Source organism: Aureimonas altamirensis (assembly GCF_023702225.1).
Classification (GTDB): Bacteria; Pseudomonadota; Alphaproteobacteria; order Rhizobiales; family Rhizobiaceae; genus Aureimonas; species Aureimonas altamirensis_B.
Window position 1 is genome coordinate 152308 of sequence record NZ_JAMQCO010000002.1, and the last position, 17089, is coordinate 169396.

Here is a 17089-nt window from a genome sequence, read left to right on the forward strand (position 1 = left end):
GCCCGGCTGTAGGTCATTTCCGCCTCGGAGCCATCGACCACGAGGACGTATCGGCCCTTGGAAGGTCCGCAAGTCCTCGATATCCAAGTTCGCGTTCCTTGTTCCGCGACACAGCTACCTGCCGTTCTACGCTACCGTAGCGCGAAATGCGATGACACTGTTCGCAGGCTTCGAGGGTGCCGGACCGGCTCCCGGACGAAACCACCAGTAGAAAGTGTATCGATGACCATTCGCAATGGCCTGGCCTCGCTTCTCCGCCCGGACGATTCCGTCCTCGTTATGATCGATCATCAGCCCTATCAGCTCGCCAACCTGAATAGTCATGAACCGCAGATGGTCATCAACAACGCGACGGGGCTGGCCAAGGCGGCCAGGGCGTTCGACGTACCGACCATCCTGACGAGCGTGATCGCCAAGCAGGGCGGCATGATCTTCCCGCAGATCACCGACGTGTTCCCCGATCAGGAGGTGATCGACCGGACATTCATCAATACGTGGGAGGACGACATCGTCGTCGATGCGGTCAAGGCGACCGGGCGCAAGCAACTGGTCATCGCCGGGCTCTGGACGGAAGTCTGCGTCGCGATGCCGACCATCCAGGCGCTCGGCGAAGGCTGGGACGTGACCGTCGTCACCGATGCGTGCGGATCCGTTTCGCCGGAGGCGCATTCCGTTGCGATCCAGCGCATGGTCGCCGCCGGAGCCAATGTCATCACCTGGCTGGCGGTCGCGTCGGAATGGCAGCGCGATTGGGCGCGGACGGAGCGCCTGCCGGCCCTTATCGAGGTCATGAAGCAGCATGCCGGCGCCAGCGGCATCGCCTATCTCTGGGAGCAGCAGCTTCTGGCCACGCCGCCGCACCAGGGCGTGCGCTGATACGGCGCGGGCCGGGCCGAAGCTCTGAGCCGGCCCGGCCGCTTTGCAGCCGCTACTGCGTCAACAGGGCCTGAAAGTCCGTATCGAGTTTGCGGAGAGCGCCGTCTATATGCGCCCTCTGCTCCGAAATCCAGCTTTCCTGCCGATCGAGCCGCGCGGTCGCCTCGTCCAGCATGCGCTTCATTTCCGCCGGCTGCGGGCCGCCGGACGTCGCCCTGCCTCGCACGATGGCCACCGGGTCGAGCGCGGCGCGGAACTCGGCCTCGCTCAAGGGCAGATCCTGCGGGAAATCGGTGTCCGCAACTGTTTCCGCGTAGATTTCCCTTGCCTTATCGTAGGGAAAGTCGAGGGGCCCGATCCCTTCCGCCCTGGCATATGTGACGATCTCGGAGGCCACGTGATGGCCTTCGCGGAACGGCAGGCCATGATCGCGCATCAGGATATCGGCGATCTCCTGGGAGGCGGTCCAGTCTCCGTTCAGCTCTTCAAGCGCCCGCTCCGGGCTGATCACCAATGCCTTCAGGACCTTGTCGAGATCGGCGAGCGTTTCGATGCCGGCATCGACCATCTCGGAATTGGCATCCACGTCCTTTGGGTCGGGCATGCCGGGCGTGATGTTGTGAGCCTGGATCACCGGGCCGAGGGCCAGCGTGATGGCCGTCGATGCCTGGCTGCGCGTGTTGTTGAGAAGACCGGGATTGCGCTTCTGCGGCATGGCCGACGATACATAGGTGTTGCCGCCGCCCTCCTGCAGCAGGATCCATGGCCGCGTCTGCGCATATTGCGTCATGACGTCTTCCACGAAGTTTCCGCTGTGCAGCGCGATTGCCGTCACGATGGAGCCGATCTCGACCGGCTGGTCCATGGAGGCGATCTGCGAGGCGTCGTAGGCATTGTCCACCACGCCGGCAAAGCCGAGATAATCGGCCATCCGCTGCCGGTTCAGCGGCCAGCCCGTTCCGTTCAAGACCGTCGTGCCCATTGCCGAGCGGTCCACCCGTGCATAGGCCTCGCGAATCCTGTCCGCATCGCGTGCGAAGCCTGCGGCATGCCCCAACAGGTAATGGCCGTAGCTGTTGGGCTGCGCCGCAACGCCGTTGGTGTAATTCGGGACGATGGTGTCGGCATGCGTGGCGGCAAGGTCCACGAGGGTACGGGACGTGGTGTTGAGTTGCGCGGCAAGCCCGAGCAGCCTGTCGCGCAGGATGGCCGCCCGATAGGTTGCGTGCATGTCCTGGCTGGAGCGGCCCGCATGCAGCAGCGTCACTTCCACCCCACCGGCGTCGATGAGAAGGGGCTCGAAGGTGATGACGGTGGACGGGCGTTTCGCCCCCGGTTCACCCCCGGCCTTGATGACGCTGTCGATCGCCTTGGCGATCGTGGGCGTCTTCGCCTTGTCGAGCAAGCCTTCGTCGGTGTTGATGATGGCCGTCGCCTTGTTGATTTCTCCCAGCCAGAAGAACTCGTCGCGCACGGCATCCTGTGCCGAGGCGGCGCCGCACACAAGCGTTGCAAGCGCCGTGGCGCGGCCGAGCGCATAAAGGGGCCTCAAGCCCCCGTCCCAGACTCCGATCATGAACTTCCTCCCGTGATGCCGCGATTCAGGCGGCCTTGAACCTGTCCAGCGCCGTCAGGGTGACGGTTACCGGGTCGGCTTCCTCGCGTCGGTAGATTTCCCGGCGCAGAAACGTCAGCTCGGAATCGTAAGCCGCCTCGTCGACCTCGACCCACCAGCATTTCGGCCGGCCGTCGCTGCCATCGGACCAGCGATAGCCGCGCCGTTTCAGGACGTCCTTCAGGTCGAAGGGCGTATGCTCGGCATAGATGCGCCGGCGGGTCCGGCCGCTCGATTCCAGGAGATGGGCGAAGGCGCTGCGCCCATCGGCCCCGGCGGGGCGCGCCAGCACTTCCAGAAGCGCATGGCAATCATCCACCGCGCGGTGGCCATCGTGGAACAAGCCGCACTGCGACAGAAGATAGGACAGCTTGCTGCCTTCGAAACCGAGTTCCCGCCAGGCGATCTCGGCGTGCGAACAGGCCCACGCCTTGACCTCGAAGCAGGCCGACAGCGCTTCGCAGAAACGCCGGTCGAAGGCGGCGTTATGCGCGATGACGAGGTCTGCGGGCTCGGCCAGCCGCTCGAGCCCGGCCAGGTCGATGTGCCGGCCCGCCACCATGGCGTCGGTGATGCCCGTCAGACGGGTGATCTCGGGCGGGATCGGAACCGAGGGTTGCTGCAGCCCACCGAACACGCCGACGACATCGCCGATCGTACCATCGTCGTCATAAGTGAAGGCGACGGCCCCGACCTCGATCACCTCGTCGATGCCGTGCCGAAGGCCGGTGGTCTCGGTATCGATCAGCAGCGCGACATGCGGCAAGGGGCTGTCGTGCCGTGCCACGACGGGGCGCGGCACGAGCTTGCGCAGGATGCGGAAGCGGCCGGTCGCCTCCAGCCGGTGCGCCATGCGCTCCTCTTCGTCGAAGCTGAACAGATCGAGTTGGCCCATGCGAAATTCCTGCGTGCGTCAGGCAATCAACTACCCGCATGGATGGCCCGCGTCAAAAGCCGAGCTTCACTCCGGCGATGGCCACACGCCCCATGCCGCCATAGCCGTAGACGTCCTCGTAGCGCTCGTCGAACAGGTTTTCGACGCGGGCAAAGGCTTCGGCATGCTCGTTGAAGCGATACGATCCGGCGAGGTTTACCAGCGTATAGGAGTCGAGCTCGACGCGCGTCTGGTTGTAGAAGGCATCGAAGGCGATGTCCTGCTGGCCGCCGGTATGGACGATGCCGAGGTTGAGCGCGGCCGCGCCGTCCAGGAAACTGTAGCCTATGTCGAGGCTCGCCACGTTTTCGGGTCGGCGGGCCAGCTTGACGCCGTTCGCGTCCTCGCCGTCGAGAAAGGTGTAGGCCGCGCGCAGGGTCAGCCCGTCCAGAAGATAGGCCGTCAGGCCCAGTTCGACGCCGTGGATCTTGGACGTGCCGGAAAGGTTGATGGACGTGTTGCCCGCACCCTGGATCAGGTCGGTGATGCGCTGGTCGAAATAGGTCGCCTCCAAGGACAGGGCATCGTCCAGGATCCACTGGTCCACGCCGATATCCCAGCCCTTCGCCTGTTCCGGCTTCAGCGCGGGGTTGCCGCGATAGGTGCCGTCATAGCCGAACAATTCGAACAGGGTGGGATTCTTGATTCCGGTGCCGTAGGAGCCGCGCAGTTTCGTGCCGGTTTGCGACAGGTCGTAGGCCGCGGTGCCCCGCCATGTGGTGGAGTCGGCGAAACGCTCGTTCAAGTCGTGGCGGACCGCCCCCGTCAGGAAGAGTGCGTCCGCAATGCCGAGCTGATACTGGCCGACCAGCCCCGTTTGTCCGGCGGAGCGGTCGAAGCTGGAATACTCCCCCTTCACATCGGCGGATTCTTCCTCGTGTTCGGCAAGGAAGGTCAGCGTATGGGCCAGCCGGGCGGCTTCCTGCGTCAGGAAGACGTTCGATTGATAATCCACCTTGGTCCGGTCGCCGACATAGGTGTCGGTGCGTGCACCGTCGGTGAAATAGCGCAGCGTCGTATGGCTGCGGCTGATGCCGGCGATATGCTGCCAGCGGCCGTCCAGCGTATCCAGCCGCGCCTGCGCGCGTCCGTACATCTGGCGGCCGCGTGTCGCGGCGTCCGCATCGGCGGGCAACCCGTCGGAAAAGCCGTCCGCGTCCGCGCGATAGTCCGTGACGCGGCCCACCATGTCCAACCGTAGATCCTGCGTTGCGTCGACGCCGAATTTGGCGAATCCCGTGACGTTGTCATAACCGTCGGCCTCCGGATTGCCCCGCCACTCGGAGGCGCTCGAGAAGCCATCGGTGCGGTAGCCGCCAAGGCTGCCGAAAAAATCGGCGTTGCCGGAGACGCCGCCCGCCGACAGGACGCCGCTGGCCGTGCCCTTGCTGCCGCCCTCCAACCGCGCCGTGGCGAACGGCTTGCCCTCTCCCTTGCGGGTCACGATGTTGACGACGCCGCCCATGGCGTCGGACCCGTAGAGCGCGCTTTGCGGACCGCGCAGCACCTCGATCCGCTCGACGTCGTCGGCAAGGAGATTGGCGAAGTCGTATTCTCCGCCGGTTGCCGGATCGTTCACCTCGATGCCGTCGATGAGCACCAGGGTCTGGTTGCCCTCCGCCCCACGCAGCCGAACCTGCGTCAGGCCGCCGACCGTGCCCGTGCGGCTGAAGCCGACGCCCGGAATGGTCCGCAGCGCGTCGGCGACGAAGCGCACCTGCCGGCGCTCCAGCTCGGCCCGGTCGATGACGGTGACGGCGCTGCCGACGGCGCGCGCCGGCGTCGACGTCCGGTTGGCCGTGACGATGACGGGGTCCAGTGCGATTGCCGCCGGCAGAAGGGTTGTCTGTGCCTGGGCGGACGAAATGGCAAGAAGAGCCGAGCCTGTCAGGCAGGCGGCAAGGCGGATGGACAAGGCAACCTCGTTCAAGATCGTTTCCGGTTGCATCGAACGAGGACCGGCCCTGTCGAGGCACCCCGCCCGACATGTTCGCGTGCAACCACGGCCGACGGCAGGTCTCCTGGCTCGCGGGTCTTTCCGCCGTGCCGCCTTCCCGGGGCCGTGTGGCCCCAGTGGCATAATGGCAAGGCAGTCTCCGCCTACAGTTGCGGGGGCAGCCGCAGCATGGCCGGCTGGCGCACTGCGTTCCCTTTGAAGCCCCTTGCGGGGCACCGTCGCCGCGGACCATAGACGCGGCATTTCCGCCTCACAAGCACCCACCGGGCGACAGGGATCCGACTTTCCGGTTGTGCTGCAGCAACGCAACTGTAACAAGGAGGTGAAGGGGCCGGTGCGGTCCGCGCGGAGTGCAAGGATGGCGCATAGTTTTCGGCAGGATCGTCCGACGGGGCGTGGCGGACCGAGAATCCTGATCTATAGCCACGATACGTTCGGCCTTGGCCATCTGCGGCGCTGCCGCGCCATCGCCAACCGGCTGGCCGGCTCGATGGACGACGCCTCCATCGTCATCATCTCCGGCTCTCCCATCGTCGGCCGCTTCGACTTCGAAGACGGCGTGGATTACGTGCGCGTGCCGGGCGTGGTGAAACAGGCGAATGGCGGCTACACGACCTCCAACCTGCGCCTGTCGCTGGACGAGACCGTACAGATCCGCCGCTCCGTCATCATGGCCACGGCGCGCAGCCTCAACCCCGACCTCCTGATCGTCGACAAGGAGCCCGCCGGCTTCCGCGACGAGTTGCTGCCGACGCTGGAGCATCTGAAGGCGACGGGTGCGCGCATCGTGCTGGGCCTGCGCGACGTTCTGGACGACGCCGCTGTCATCGTGCCCGAATGGGAGCGCAAGGGCGCGACGCAAGCGCTTTCCGCCTTCTACGACCACGTCTGGGTGTACGGCCTGCCCGAGATCCACGAGCCGCTGGCTCCCTTTGCGCTGGCCGAACGGTTGCAGAAAGAAATCATCTATACCGGCTATCTCAGGCGGGACCTGCCCCAGGTCTCGGCCACTGCCGCCTACCCGCCGGTCACGCGCAAACCCTATGTTCTCGTCACGACCGGCGGTGGCGGCGACGGCGAAGGGCTGATCGACTGGACCCTTTCGGCCTACGAGGCCGACCCGTCCCTGCCCCTCGGCGCGCTCATCGTCTTCGGACCCTTCGTCCCGCCCGAACAGCGCGCCGGCTTCATGGAGCGCGTGGCCCGCCTGCCCGACGTGGAGGCGATCACCTTCGATTCCCGCATCGAGCATCTCATCGCCAACTCCGAAGGCGTCATCGCCATGGGCGGCTACAACACGTTCTGCGAGATCCTGTCCTTCGACAAGCGGTCCGTCATCGTGCCGCGCCGCACGCCGCGCATGGAGCAGACCATCCGCGCCGCGCGCGCGGCCGAGCTGGGCCTCATCTCCTGTCTGGACGGCGCTGGACTGGAAGACGGCGCTCACCGCAACCCGCATTTGATGGCCGATGCCATCCGCGCCCTCCCCACACGCCCGAAACCTTCGGAAAAGACCCTGCCAAGGCTGCTTGATGGACTGGATACGATCGACGCAACGGTGCGAGGCTGGTTCTCCAGCCCCTCGGAAGAACCGGCCCGAACCGCCAGCCGGTAGAATCGCCGTCGTCCTGAAGGGCTATCCCAGGCTTTCCGAAACCTTCATCGCACAGGAAATCCTGGGGCTGGAACGGCTGGGCTTCCGGCTGGACATCTGGTCGCTGCGCCGCCCGACGGACAGTGCACGCCACCCGATGCACGAGCAGATCGCAGCGCCGGTTGCCTACCTGCCGGAATATCTGAAAGACGATCCGATGCGGGTGTGGCGCGGATTGCTGGCGCTTCCCCGGCAAGCGGGCTTTCGGCGCTTCGTTCGCACGGCGCTTGCCGATCTGAGGCGAGACCCGAGCCCCAACCGGCTGCGGCGCATCGGCCAGGCGGCGGTTCTGGCACGGGAACTTTCGCGGGACGTCACGCAGCTCTACGCGCACTTCCTGCATACGCCGGCCTCCGTTGCCCGCTACGCGGCGCAACTGCGCCAGCTCCCCTTCAGCTTTTCCGCCCATGCCAAGGATATCTGGACGACGCCCGACTGGGAAAAGCGCGAAAAGATCGCCGACAGCATCTGGGGCGTCACCTGCACGCGGCAGGGCCATGACGAACTCGTGCGCCTGTCGCCCGGCGGCGACAAGGGCCGCGTGCGCCTGGTCTATCACGGGTTGGACCTCGGTCGCTTCCCGGCGCCGCCACGCCGCGATGGTGGGGGAAACGGATTGGATACCCCGGTCCGGCTGGTCAGCATCGGACGCCTTGTCGCCAAGAAAGGCTATGACGACCTGCTGCAGGCCCTGGCCATGCTGCCTGCGGGAGCGAACTGGCGCCTGACGCAGATCGGCGGCGGAGAACTGGCGAAACCGCTTGCGCAAACAGCGGTGCGGCTTGGCCTGGCCGACCGGATCGACTGGCTGGGAGCGCGCCCGCAAGGGCAGGTCATCGAGGCGCTGCGGGCGGCGGATTTGTTCGTGCTGGCATGCCGCGAAGGCGACGGCGGAGACCGGGACGGGCTGCCCAACGTCCTGATGGAAGCGGCGACGCAAGGGTTGCCGATCCTGTCGACGGATTTCGCCGGCGTCCCGGAGTTCGTCACCGATGGGGTGGAAGGCCTGCTTGTTCCGCCGCAGGATCCGGCGGCGCTGGCCGCCGCGCTGACGCGGCTGATCGGGGAGCCCGCATTGCGTCTGCGCCTGGGGGCGGCGGCCCACGCCCGTGTGACGGGCGACTTTTCCGCCGGCGCCGGTATCGGCAGGATCGCCGCGCTCTTGACGCAGGACGGCGTCGGTCAGCGGGCGGAAACGCGGGTCAGATAGGCCTCGGCAAGCCGGGCATTCTCGCACTCGTCGGCACGGTGATGGCCGGCCACGCAAGAGGCCTGCACCTCGGCGCGCATCGGCTCGTTCGCCACCAGGCTCGCGACGCTCTCGGGAGGCGATTTGAGGAAGAGAAGGCACAGGACGCCTACGCCGATCGCCAGGCGGCAGCCTGTTTTCATCACGGTTGCAGAACCAATCATCGTATCTTTTCGATCGCTCGGAGTTACTTGCGGCGGGCTATATGTCACCACTTTTTAACCATTGCAACCCCCCGCCCCGGCCGGGCCTTTCCGGGCCTCGGTAAGGCCCGGAAAGCTTTCTGCATCAACCCTTTGCGCGGGCCGCCAGCGCTGCGTCGATATCAGAGGCCGTGTGCCTTTCCCGCAATCCGGGCCCCTTTTCGCCGTCATTGCTGTTCACGATCCGGCCGCGCTGCACGGCGGGCCGCGCGCCGACCTCGTCCACCCAGCGGCGCAGGTTGGCATAGGCGTCGACACCGAGGAACCGGCCGGCGTTGTAGGCCTCGTTGTTCATCAGCGCGCCCAGCCAGGGCCATGCCGCGATATCGGCGATGGTGTAGGAATCTCCACCCAGATATCGCGCCTCGCCCAAGCGCCTGTCGGCGACATCCAGCAGCCGCTTCGTCTCCATGGCGTATCGGTTGATCGGATATTCCTGCGCAAAAGGCGCATAGGCATAGAAATGCCCGAACCCGCCTCCGATGAACGGCGCCGAACCCTGCAGCCAGAACAACCAGTTCAACGCCTCCGTCCGTTCCGGACCGGAGGCCGGCAGGAACTTGCCGAACTTGTCGGCGAGATGCAGCAGAATGGCGCCGGATTCGAACACGCGGACCGGCTTCTCTCCCGAACAGTCCAGGAGTGCCGGGATCTTCGAATTGGGGTTTACCGCCACGAAGCCGCTGGAGAACTGGTCTCCCTTGCCGATATCGATCATCCAGGCGTCGTATTCGGCGCCGCTTTCGCCGGCGGCCAGCAACTCCTCGAGCATGATGCCGGCCTTCTGGCCGTTCGGCGTCGCGAGGGAGTAAAGCTGCATCGGGTGGCTGCCGCGCGGAAGCTCTGCCTCGTGCCTAGCGCCGGCGGTAGGGCGGTTGATGGATGACCAGCGCCCCGCATCCCCGGCGGGCGGGCTCCAGATCTCGGGCGGCGTGTATCCGGCGTTTTGGTCGCTCATTGCTTATCATCCTTCCATTCGTCGGTCTTCAGGCCTTGACGACGCGGCTCATGTCCGCACCGGCCTTTTCGAAGGCGTTGCGCGTATCGATGCCCAGCTTCATCACCGAGGCGATCCGCGCATAGTCGACTCCGCCATGGTCCGTCGCCACAAGCACGGCGTCAAAGGACGCGATGCCGTCATCGTCGAGCAACCGGGAGGCACGTCCCGCAAGATGGGGATGCTCCCGCGTCTTCGGCAACACCGGGACATGCGGATCGTGATAATCGACATGCGCACCGCGCTCCTCCAGAAGGTCGATCAGGCGCAGCGATGCGCTTTCGCGCGTGTCCTCGACGTCGGGCTTGTAGGCGACCCCAAGCACGAGGATCCGTGCGCCGTTGAGGCCGCGCCCGCAATGCCTGTCCAGCGCCTCGGCCGTCGCCCGCACCACATGGCGCGGCATATCGGTGTTGATCTCGCCGGCCAGTTCGATGAACCGTGTGGCTATATCGTACTCCCGCGCCTTCCATGTCAGGTAGAAGGGATCGATTGGAATGCAGTGTCCGCCAAGCCCGGGGCCGGGATAGAAGGGCATGAAGCCGAACGGCTTGGTCTTCGCCGCCTCGATCACTTCCCAGATGTCGATGCCCATCGCTCCGTAGACGAGCTTCAGCTCGTTCATCAGGGCGATGTTGACGGAGCGGAAGATGTTTTCCGTCAGCTTGACCGCCTCCGCCACCCCCGGCGAGGAAACCGGCACGACGGCCTGCATGGCCGCGCCGTACAGCGCGCTTGCCAGCCGCAAGGCATCCGGGCCGTCGCCCCCCACGACCTTCGGTATGTCGCGCGTCCCGTAATCCCGGTTCCCCGGGTCTTCCCGTTCCGGCGAAAAGGCCAGGAAGAAGTCCTTGCCGGACAGCATTCCGCCGCCCTCGAGGATGGGCTTGACCAGCTCCAGCGTGGTCCCCGGCCATGTCGTGGATTCCAGCACGATCAACTGGCCGGGCCGCAGGGATCGGGCGATCTGGCGAACCGACCGCTCGACGAAGGACAGGTCGGGCTCGCGGTGGCGCGTCAGCGGGGTCGGCACGCAGATCAGGATCGCGTCCGCCTCGCCGGTCCGGGCGAAATCCACCGTGGCCTCGAAGCGCCCTTCCCGGAGTGCCGCGCCCAGCGCCTCGCCGGAAATGTGCGTGAAACCGCTTTCGCCCCGGTTCAGAAGTGCGACACGATCCGGGTTGATGTCGAAGCCGAGGACCGGAAAGCCTGCCCGGCACATGGCAAGCGCCAGCGGCAGGCCGACATAGCCGAGGCCGATGATGCCGACTTTCGCGCGGCGCGCCTCCAGGGCCTGCGCCAGTGCATTCGCCATATCGGTCATTGCTTGCTCCACAAGTCGTGCGCCGCGCGAAACCGCACGGCCGGATGCCCGGCCGTCAGGGCCAGCAACCTGTCGACGAAACGCCATGTCGCTCCGTCATGGATGAGATGATGTGTCAGAAGGCCGACCGGCTCGCTTGCATCGGCCAGATCCATGATCCGTGTGACAAGCTGCGCGGGCTCGGCCAGCCGCTTGCCCCCACGCCAATCCACCGGATCGATATGGGTATTGTGGACGCAAAGCCCTGCAAGGCGATCGGAGCCACGCAGACCGAATGTCGAAAGCCCTTCGAAACCAATGGCCTGAAGCTGCTTTATAATGTCCTGGTCGATCCTGTTCCATGGCGGCACCATGACCGGCAGGGCCTTGCCGCCGAAGGCGTTCCGGTGCCGGACCAACCCTTCGCGCAGCGGCGTAATGAAAACATCCGGCGGTGCATGGCCCAGTTCCTGCCTCTTGGCGCCCGCCGGCGCGTTGTCCCGATGCTCCAGCCCATGCAGCAGGATATCGACCCCCGGCTCGCCACGCAGGAGAGCAGGCAGCGCCGGGCGGATGAGGAACGGGCTTACGGCCAGCGCCAGCGGCACGCCGTGTCGCTGCCGCAGGGCCAGCAGACGGCGTAGCTGCGGCGTGTCGTCGGCCGCGTCGTCGTCGCGCCACCAGAGCTCCATGACGGCCCCTTGCGCATGGAGCGTATCGAGCCTTTCGGCCAGCGCCACCAGGGACGCCTCCGCCGCGTCGCGCCGGCGCACTGCCGCCTCCGCGATCCGGACAGTCTGCCGGGCGCCATCCGGCGACGCGCCGGGCACCATTCGCGGCAGTTTCAGGCCAGCGCGCACGCCGGCCAAGATGGCAGATCCGCTCGGATCCGCGGCATCCAGCAGCATGGCCGCGCCACTGGCGGCCAATGCCTCGGCACGCAGGCGTTGCTCCTGCTCGCCACCATCTTCGAAGGGTACGAGAATGGCAGGCGTTCCGGCGGCAGCCAGATCGGTGGCCGTGTTGTAACCGGCCTGGCTGACGGACAGGCGGGCGGCTGCCAGAAGGGCCGGGAAATCCGGCCGCGCCCGCTCCACCCGTGCGTTCGACGGCGCACCGGCCAGAAGGCTTTGCATGTCCCGTTCGCCGACGCCGGCCCCCACGAGAATATGCCAGGAAAGATCCGGTGCGGCATGCGCCGCCGCGACTGCGGCACGGAACAACGGCAGGGCCGCCGCGCTGCCGCCGCCCGAAACGAGGACGTCACCGCCGCCTTCGGCGCTCGGCGCTGCGCCGCGCTGTCTCGCCACGTATCCCGTATAGGCGAGGAAGGGCTCCAGCCGCTCGCTGACGGGCCACGAACGTGACAAAGGCGTTCGTGCGGCATCGCCGTGGACGAGCACCGCGTCGTAATGCTCGACGATGCTGGCCTCGGCGCGCTCCGCCTTCTGCGGCCGCGATGGCGGATTCAGGATATCGCGGACCGATGCCATCACGACGGGGCGCGGCCCCGCCCCTTCGACATAGTCGAGTAATGCTTTAAATTCGAAGCGCAATGCATTGCGCCCAAACGGAAATGTTTCCGTTATGATGCAGTCCGGCCTGAAGTCGGCTGCGTATCGCACGAGGCGTTCGGCGCGGGCCTCCAGATAAGCGGGGGTGACGGGCCCATCATGCTCGTCGCGCAGGTTCACGAAATCCGTACCTTCTGCGTAAACGGCCGGCAATTGCGCCGTCTGAACGCCCCTGCCGGGGCCATGATGGGATTGTCGTCGGCCTCCGGATACGAGGAGCACCGCATGCCCGGCATCGGCAAAGGATTCGGCCAGGGCGGCGGCGCGGGCGAGATGCCCGACGCCGAGCAGATGGGTTACGGCGATCAGGACACGCAAGACCGGCTCCCTTGCGCCGTCAGCCGCCGCAGGCAGGCAGATACCGACGATGCGGCGGCCTCGATGTGATGACGGCTGCGCGCCAGCTCCGCCGCGCCGCGTCCAAGCGCGGCAAGACGCTCCGGGCCCGACAACAGGCCGCCGAGGGTGCGCGCATAGGCGGCGATGTCGCCTGCCGGGACGAGATATCCGCTCACACCGTCGGCGACCACTTCGCCGACCCCGCCATAAGCCATGGCAAGGCTTGGACAACCGCTGGCGGCAGCCTCCAAATAGGCCATGCCGAAGGCTTCGTTCACACCGGGCCAGACGAGGAGGTCGCTTCGGCGGTAGAGCGCGCCAAGGCCGGCAGCGTCCAACCGCCCCGGAAACGCCACCCGCTCGCCGAAGGGCGAAAACAGGGCCTCGACCTGTGCCTGCGCCGGCCCGTCCCCTGCGATCTCGATCCGCCATCCGTCCGGAACAAGCCGCAGCGCTTCGGCGAGCAGGCCGTAGGAAGCGAGTTTGTCGCCTGTCCGCATCATGGCCGCGCAGGCCAGCCGGACCGGTGTGCCGATGCTCCGGCCGGCCTTGCAAGGCCATTCGGATGTATCGACGAATGGTGGAAGGGCAAGGATGTCCCGCACGCCGACGGCCTTCAGCCCGGCGCGGTCGCGGCCGTTCAGCAGCAGGTGAAGGTCGGCGGTACGGTTGGCCTCGTCCGCCAGCGCCGAGAAGCGCGCATAGGGCCCGCTGCCCCGCTTGCCCGCGCTGGAACCCTCGGCAACCACATAGGGAATACCGAAATGGGCGCTGACGCGCGGCCCGATCAGATCCGGAGCCTTGTAGTAGTTGTGATAGGTAAACCAGGCCGAAGGCGGCGGCCCGGCAACGAGGCGCCGCACCTCACTCTCGGCCTGCGACAGGATCGCATCCTGCGCATCGGCCGCGCCGACGCCGTCACGGCTGGAAAAACGCGTCGCAAGCACCGGGGATGTGCCTGCCAGTTCGAGCGCGCGCATCCACAGGCGCGCCATGGTCCGGTCGCCGGAGGGCACCGGATGGTCCGGCGCCTTCATTGGTGCATGAAAGGCGACCGGACCGTTTCGAGACGCTGATGAACGCATGCTCGCACTTCGCACAAGAAACGACTACCTGTCGTACTTCTCCGCTGCTAGCGTTGGCAAGGCAGCTACGCAGGTAACGAACCGTTCATGGCGCCATCCCTTTACAGCTATCTGTGGAAGCACACGAAACGCCAGCAGCTCTGGATGCTGGTGATCGTGATCGTTTCGGTGGTGCCGCTCTATCTGTCGCTGAACCTGCCCAAGCTCATCATCAACGGGCCGATCCAGGGCTCGGGCTTCGAGGATGGCAGTACCGACACCTACTTCCGCTGGACCCTGCCCGATTTCCTGCCCGCGCTCCGCGGGGCGGACGTCTATTCCGGCCTGGAGCTGGAGCGCCTCCAGGCGCTTTACATCCTGTCCGCGCTGTTCCTCGGGCTGGTCATCGTCAATGGCGCGTTCAAATACTACCTGAACATCTACAAGGGCCGGCTCGGCGAGCGGATGCTGCGGCGGCTGCGCTTCGAGATGGTCGACCGGGTTCTGCGGTTTCCCATGCGACGGCTTCGGCGCATACGCCCTGCCGAAATCGCCAGCATGGTGAAGGACGAGCTGGAGCCGATCGGCGGCTTCATCGGCGACGCCGTCATCCAGCCGATCTACCTGATGAGCCAGATCCTGACGGCGATGGTGTTCATTTTCGTGCAGAGTTTCACGCTCGGCCTCGTGGCACTGGCTGTCATGGGATTGCAGGTCGTGGTGATTCCGCGGATGAGGCGCCGGCTGCTGATCCTGGGCAGACAGCGCCAGTTGGCCGCGCGGCGGCTTGCCGGCAGCGTCGGCGAGATCGTGGAGGGCATGCCGGCCATCCGCACCAACGATGTATCCAACTTCGTGCGGGCCCGCGTCTCGGACGAGCTGGGCCGCATCTTCCTGATCCGGTTCGACATTTATCAGTGGAAGTTTTTCGTCAAGTTTCTCAACAACTTCCTGTCGCAGGCAACGCCCTTCATCTTCTATCTGTTCGGCGGCTATTTCGCCATAACGGGGCAGATGGACATCGGGGCGCTGGTGGCCACCATCGCCGCCTACCGCGAGCTTCCCTCGCCGCTGAAAGACCTGATCGACTGGGATCTGACGCGACTCGACGTCAACGTGAAATACGAACAGGTGATGGACCAGTTCTACGTCGACGGTCTCCTGAACCCGCGCTCGCAGGCGCAGGGCGACGGAGAGGTGCCGCATCTTGCCGGGCCGCTGCGCCTGGAGGGCGTGACCATCCGCGACGAAACGGGCATCCTCCTTGCCAACGCCATCGACCTCGACCTGCCGCTGACACAGCAGGTGGCGGCGACAGGCCCCGTCGGCGATGGTGCGGAAAGCGTGGCCGAGGCTCTGGCGCTCCTGTCGCAGCCGGCCGAGGGTGCGATCACCGATGGCGGACGGCCGCTGGCGGACTTGCCCGAGCGTATCACCGGACGGCGCATCGCCTTCGTCGATACGACGACCTACTTCCCGCAATCGAGCCTCAGGGCGGCCCTCTTCTATCCGCTGATGCACCGGCTGGAAGACAAGCTCCCGCCGGCCGTTACCCGGCGGGAGCAACTCGCCCGCGCCGAATCCATCGCTTCGGGCAACAGCGTGGAGACGCCGGAAGGCGATTGGGTGGACCATACCGCGATCGGCGCCGGCCCCGATGAAAGGCTTGCTGCGATCCGGGAGGTTCTGGAGATCACGCAGCTGACGCGCGACGTCAAGCGCATCGGCCTGGCCTCCCTGGTGCCGGCGGCGCTGATATCCGGCGCGGAAACGCCCATCCTGCGGGCGCGGGCCGATTTCAGCGCGCGGCTGCAGGAGCGCGGGCTTGCCAAGGCGGTCCAGCTCTTCACGCCGGACGCCTATCTTTCCGATGCGACGATCATCGAAAACATCGTCTTCGGCGCGATGCGCGGCGAGGAATCGATGGCCTCCCAGTTGATCGCACTCGTCGAGGTACGCAACATCATCCTTTCCAGCGGGCTGGATGCGCCATTGGCCGACATGGGGCGCAAGATGGCCGAGACACTGGTGGAGGTGTTCGGCGGCATGGGCGAAGGCAACCCCTTGTTCCGGCGCATGTCCATCGGCTCCGCCGAGGAGATCGAGGCGCTCCGCGCCCTCCTTGCGCGCATCGAGGGCCGCCCCACCGGCGCGGCGGAGCTGGACGACAGGCGGCAGCTTATCCGCCTGGCGCTCGGTTATGCCGAACCGCGCTACCGGTTGGGCCTGCTCGACGCCACGCTGAAGCAGCGCATCATCGACGCGCGCCGCTCGCTGCATGCTGGGGCGTCCGATACGCTCCTGGCGGAGGTGGACCTGTACGAACCGGGCGAGTTCAACCCGTCGGCGACCATCCGGGACAATATCGTGTTCGGCCGCGTCGGCGAGGTCACGTCCGCCACCAGCGATGCGCTGGACGAGATCCTGGTGGATGTCATCAACGGCAACGGCCTGTCGGACATCGTCCTGGAGGCGGCGCTGGATTACGATATCGGGTCCGGCGCCAAAAGACTGACGGTCAGCCAGCAGCAGCGCCTGGCCCTGGCGCGCGCCATTCTCAAGGCGCCGGACTACCTTGTCGCCAATCGCTGCCTGTCGTCTCTCGACGGCAACCTGCAACAGAAGATCGTCGCGGCGACCCTGGCGCGCGGACGCGACGAGAAGCGTCCCTTCGGGGTGTTCTGGGTGGTCGGCAACCTGGCCGTCACCTCGCAGTTCGAGCGGCTGGTCAGCTTCAAGGGCGGACGCATCGTGGAAGACAAGGCCCTTGCCGAGGATGCGGCATTGGGCCAATCTCCGGTAGAGGCCCTACGCCGCGAAGCGCGTCAAGCAAGGGGAGCCACCCCATGAGCCTGTTGACGGACGAAGTCGAAGTCCTTCGCCGCAGCCCGATGTTCGCAGGCGTGGAAACGCCGCAGTTGAAGCTGCTTGCCTATACCGGCGAGATGGTACGCTTCGATGCGGGCGAAATCCTGTTCCGGCAGGGCGATCCGGGCGACAGTGCCTATGTCATCCTGTCGGGCGAGGTCGTGGTGCTGGCGGAGTCTCCCATCGGCCCTATCCAGCTTGCGCGCCTCGGGCAGCATGAGATCGTGGGGGAAATCGGCATATTGTGCGACGTTCCCCGCACCGCGACGGTGCAGGCGGCCACGCCGCTGCGCAGCCTGCGCATCGCCAAGGATTGCCTGGCCGAAATGCTGGAGAGTTTTCCGGGCATGGCGCTTGCCATGCTGCGGGAACTGGCACAGCGCCTCAGCCGCACATCGGCCGAGCTGGTGATGTTGCGCGGCGAAGGCGAGCGACCGGACATGTAAAGCAGGCGCC

General features: G+C 66.2%; 13 protein-coding genes and 1 riboswitch. Of the genes, 5 read left to right on the plus strand and 8 right to left on the minus strand.

The annotated features are described in order from the left end of the window. The first annotated feature begins 222 nt into the window (after positions 1 to 222). A complete protein-coding gene (locus tag NDN16_RS03460) occupies positions 223 to 876 on the plus strand; it encodes a hydrolase (protein ID WP_251112231.1) in 654 nt (217 codons plus the stop codon). Between the two features lie 52 nt (positions 877 to 928). Here NDN16_RS03460 and NDN16_RS03465 read toward each other — a convergent pair whose 3' ends face one another. Genes NDN16_RS03465 through NDN16_RS03475 form a run of 3 tightly spaced genes read right to left on the minus strand, consistent with a single transcriptional unit; the run spans position 929 to position 5355 of the window. After that, positions 929 to 2452 carry an argininosuccinate lyase gene (locus tag NDN16_RS03465; RefSeq protein WP_251112232.1) on the minus strand — a complete coding sequence of 508 codons (1524 nt, stop codon included), beginning with the start codon at positions 2450 to 2452 and terminating at the stop codon, positions 929 to 931. A 25-nt stretch (positions 2453 to 2477) separates the two neighbouring features. Next, positions 2478 to 3386 (minus strand): 3'-5' exonuclease, encoded by a 909-nt coding sequence (locus NDN16_RS03470; RefSeq protein ID WP_251112233.1) that lies wholly within the window; start codon positions 3384 to 3386, stop codon positions 2478 to 2480. Positions 3387 to 3438: 52 nt separating this feature from the next. Then, positions 3439 to 5355 carry a TonB-dependent receptor plug domain-containing protein gene (locus NDN16_RS03475; RefSeq protein ID WP_251112234.1) on the minus strand — a complete coding sequence of 639 codons (1917 nt, stop codon included), beginning with the start codon at positions 5353 to 5355 and terminating at the stop codon, positions 3439 to 3441. Between the two features lie 64 nt (positions 5356 to 5419). Continuing rightward, a riboswitch (cobalamin riboswitch) is annotated at positions 5420 to 5617 on the minus strand. Positions 5618 to 5740: 123 nt separating this feature from the next. On the opposite strand from NDN16_RS03475, the gene NDN16_RS03480 reads away from it, so the two are divergent. Beyond that, the gene (locus tag NDN16_RS03480) at positions 5741 to 6997 is read left to right on the plus strand and encodes a glycosyltransferase family protein (RefSeq protein WP_251112235.1); all 1257 of its coding nucleotides are present in this window, start codon (positions 5741 to 5743) and stop codon (positions 6995 to 6997) included. Further along, positions 6915 to 8246: a glycosyltransferase gene (locus tag NDN16_RS03485; protein ID WP_251112236.1), complete on the plus strand. Its 1332-nt coding sequence runs from the start codon at positions 6915 to 6917 to the stop codon at positions 8244 to 8246. The genes NDN16_RS03480 and NDN16_RS03485 overlap by 83 nt, the downstream gene beginning before the upstream one ends. Here NDN16_RS03485 and NDN16_RS03490 read toward each other — a convergent pair. From NDN16_RS03490 to NDN16_RS03510, 5 genes are all read right to left on the minus strand, one after another. Next, the gene (locus tag NDN16_RS03490; protein ID WP_285292385.1) at positions 8219 to 8449 is read right to left on the minus strand and encodes a hypothetical protein; all 231 of its coding nucleotides are present in this window, start codon (positions 8447 to 8449) and stop codon (positions 8219 to 8221) included. The genes NDN16_RS03485 and NDN16_RS03490 overlap by 28 nt on opposite strands. Before the next feature lie 124 nt (positions 8450 to 8573). Then, a complete protein-coding gene (gene yghU, locus NDN16_RS03495; protein ID WP_251112238.1) occupies positions 8574 to 9446 on the minus strand; it encodes a glutathione-dependent disulfide-bond oxidoreductase in 873 nt (290 codons plus the stop codon). A gap of 28 nt (positions 9447 to 9474) precedes the next feature. After that, positions 9475 to 10809, minus strand: a complete 1335-nt coding sequence (locus tag NDN16_RS03500) for a nucleotide sugar dehydrogenase (protein ID WP_251112239.1) — start codon at positions 10807 to 10809, stop codon at positions 9475 to 9477. After that, positions 10806 to 12680, minus strand: a complete 1875-nt coding sequence (locus tag NDN16_RS03505; RefSeq protein WP_251112240.1) for a glycosyltransferase — start codon at positions 12678 to 12680, stop codon at positions 10806 to 10808. Before NDN16_RS03505 ends, NDN16_RS03500 begins: the two co-directional genes overlap by 4 nt. Then, positions 12668 to 13738, minus strand: coding sequence for a glycosyltransferase family 4 protein (locus NDN16_RS03510; protein ID WP_285292386.1), 1071 nt, complete (start codon positions 13736 to 13738; stop codon positions 12668 to 12670). Before NDN16_RS03510 ends, NDN16_RS03505 begins: the two co-directional genes overlap by 13 nt. Positions 13739 to 13873: 135 nt before the next feature. Between NDN16_RS03510 and NDN16_RS03515 the strand changes: the two genes are divergently transcribed. Next, complete coding sequence (locus tag NDN16_RS03515) at positions 13874 to 16615, plus strand: ABC transporter transmembrane domain-containing protein (protein ID WP_251112242.1); 2742 nt, start codon at positions 13874 to 13876, stop codon at positions 16613 to 16615. Beyond that, on the plus strand, positions 16612 to 17079 hold the full coding sequence (locus NDN16_RS03520; protein WP_251112243.1) for a cyclic nucleotide-binding domain-containing protein: 468 nt from the start codon (positions 16612 to 16614) through the stop codon (positions 17077 to 17079). The genes NDN16_RS03515 and NDN16_RS03520 overlap by 4 nt, the downstream gene beginning before the upstream one ends. Positions 17080 to 17089 lie beyond the last annotated feature (10 nt).

Bases quoted from the DNA above. Each gene is read 5' to 3' on its own strand.
- yghU (WP_251112238.1), bottom strand. From the start codon at position 9,446: ATGAGCGACCAAAACGCCGGATACACGCCGCCCGAGATCTGGAGCCCG.
- NDN16_RS03480 (WP_251112235.1), top strand. From the start codon at position 5,741: ATGGCGCATAGTTTTCGGCAGGATCGTCCGACGGGGCGTGGCGGACCG.
- NDN16_RS03515 (WP_251112242.1), top strand. From the start codon at position 13,874: ATGGCGCCATCCCTTTACAGCTATCTGTGGAAGCACACGAAACGCCAG.
- NDN16_RS03465 (WP_251112232.1), bottom strand. From the start codon at position 2,452: ATGATCGGAGTCTGGGACGGGGGCTTGAGGCCCCTTTATGCGCTCGGC.
- NDN16_RS03490 (WP_285292385.1), bottom strand. From the start codon at position 8,449: ATGATTGGTTCTGCAACCGTGATGAAAACAGGCTGCCGCCTGGCGATC.
- NDN16_RS03520 (WP_251112243.1), top strand. From the start codon at position 16,612: ATGAGCCTGTTGACGGACGAAGTCGAAGTCCTTCGCCGCAGCCCGATG.
- NDN16_RS03500 (WP_251112239.1), bottom strand. From the start codon at position 10,809: ATGACCGATATGGCGAATGCACTGGCGCAGGCCCTGGAGGCGCGCCGC.
- NDN16_RS03485 (WP_251112236.1), top strand. From the start codon at position 6,915: ATGGACTGGATACGATCGACGCAACGGTGCGAGGCTGGTTCTCCAGCC.
- NDN16_RS03470 (WP_251112233.1), bottom strand. From the start codon at position 3,386: ATGGGCCAACTCGATCTGTTCAGCTTCGACGAAGAGGAGCGCATGGCG.
- NDN16_RS03510 (WP_285292386.1), bottom strand. From the start codon at position 13,738: ATGAAGGCGCCGGACCATCCGGTGCCCTCCGGCGACCGGACCATGGCG.
- NDN16_RS03460 (WP_251112231.1), top strand. From the start codon at position 223: ATGACCATTCGCAATGGCCTGGCCTCGCTTCTCCGCCCGGACGATTCC.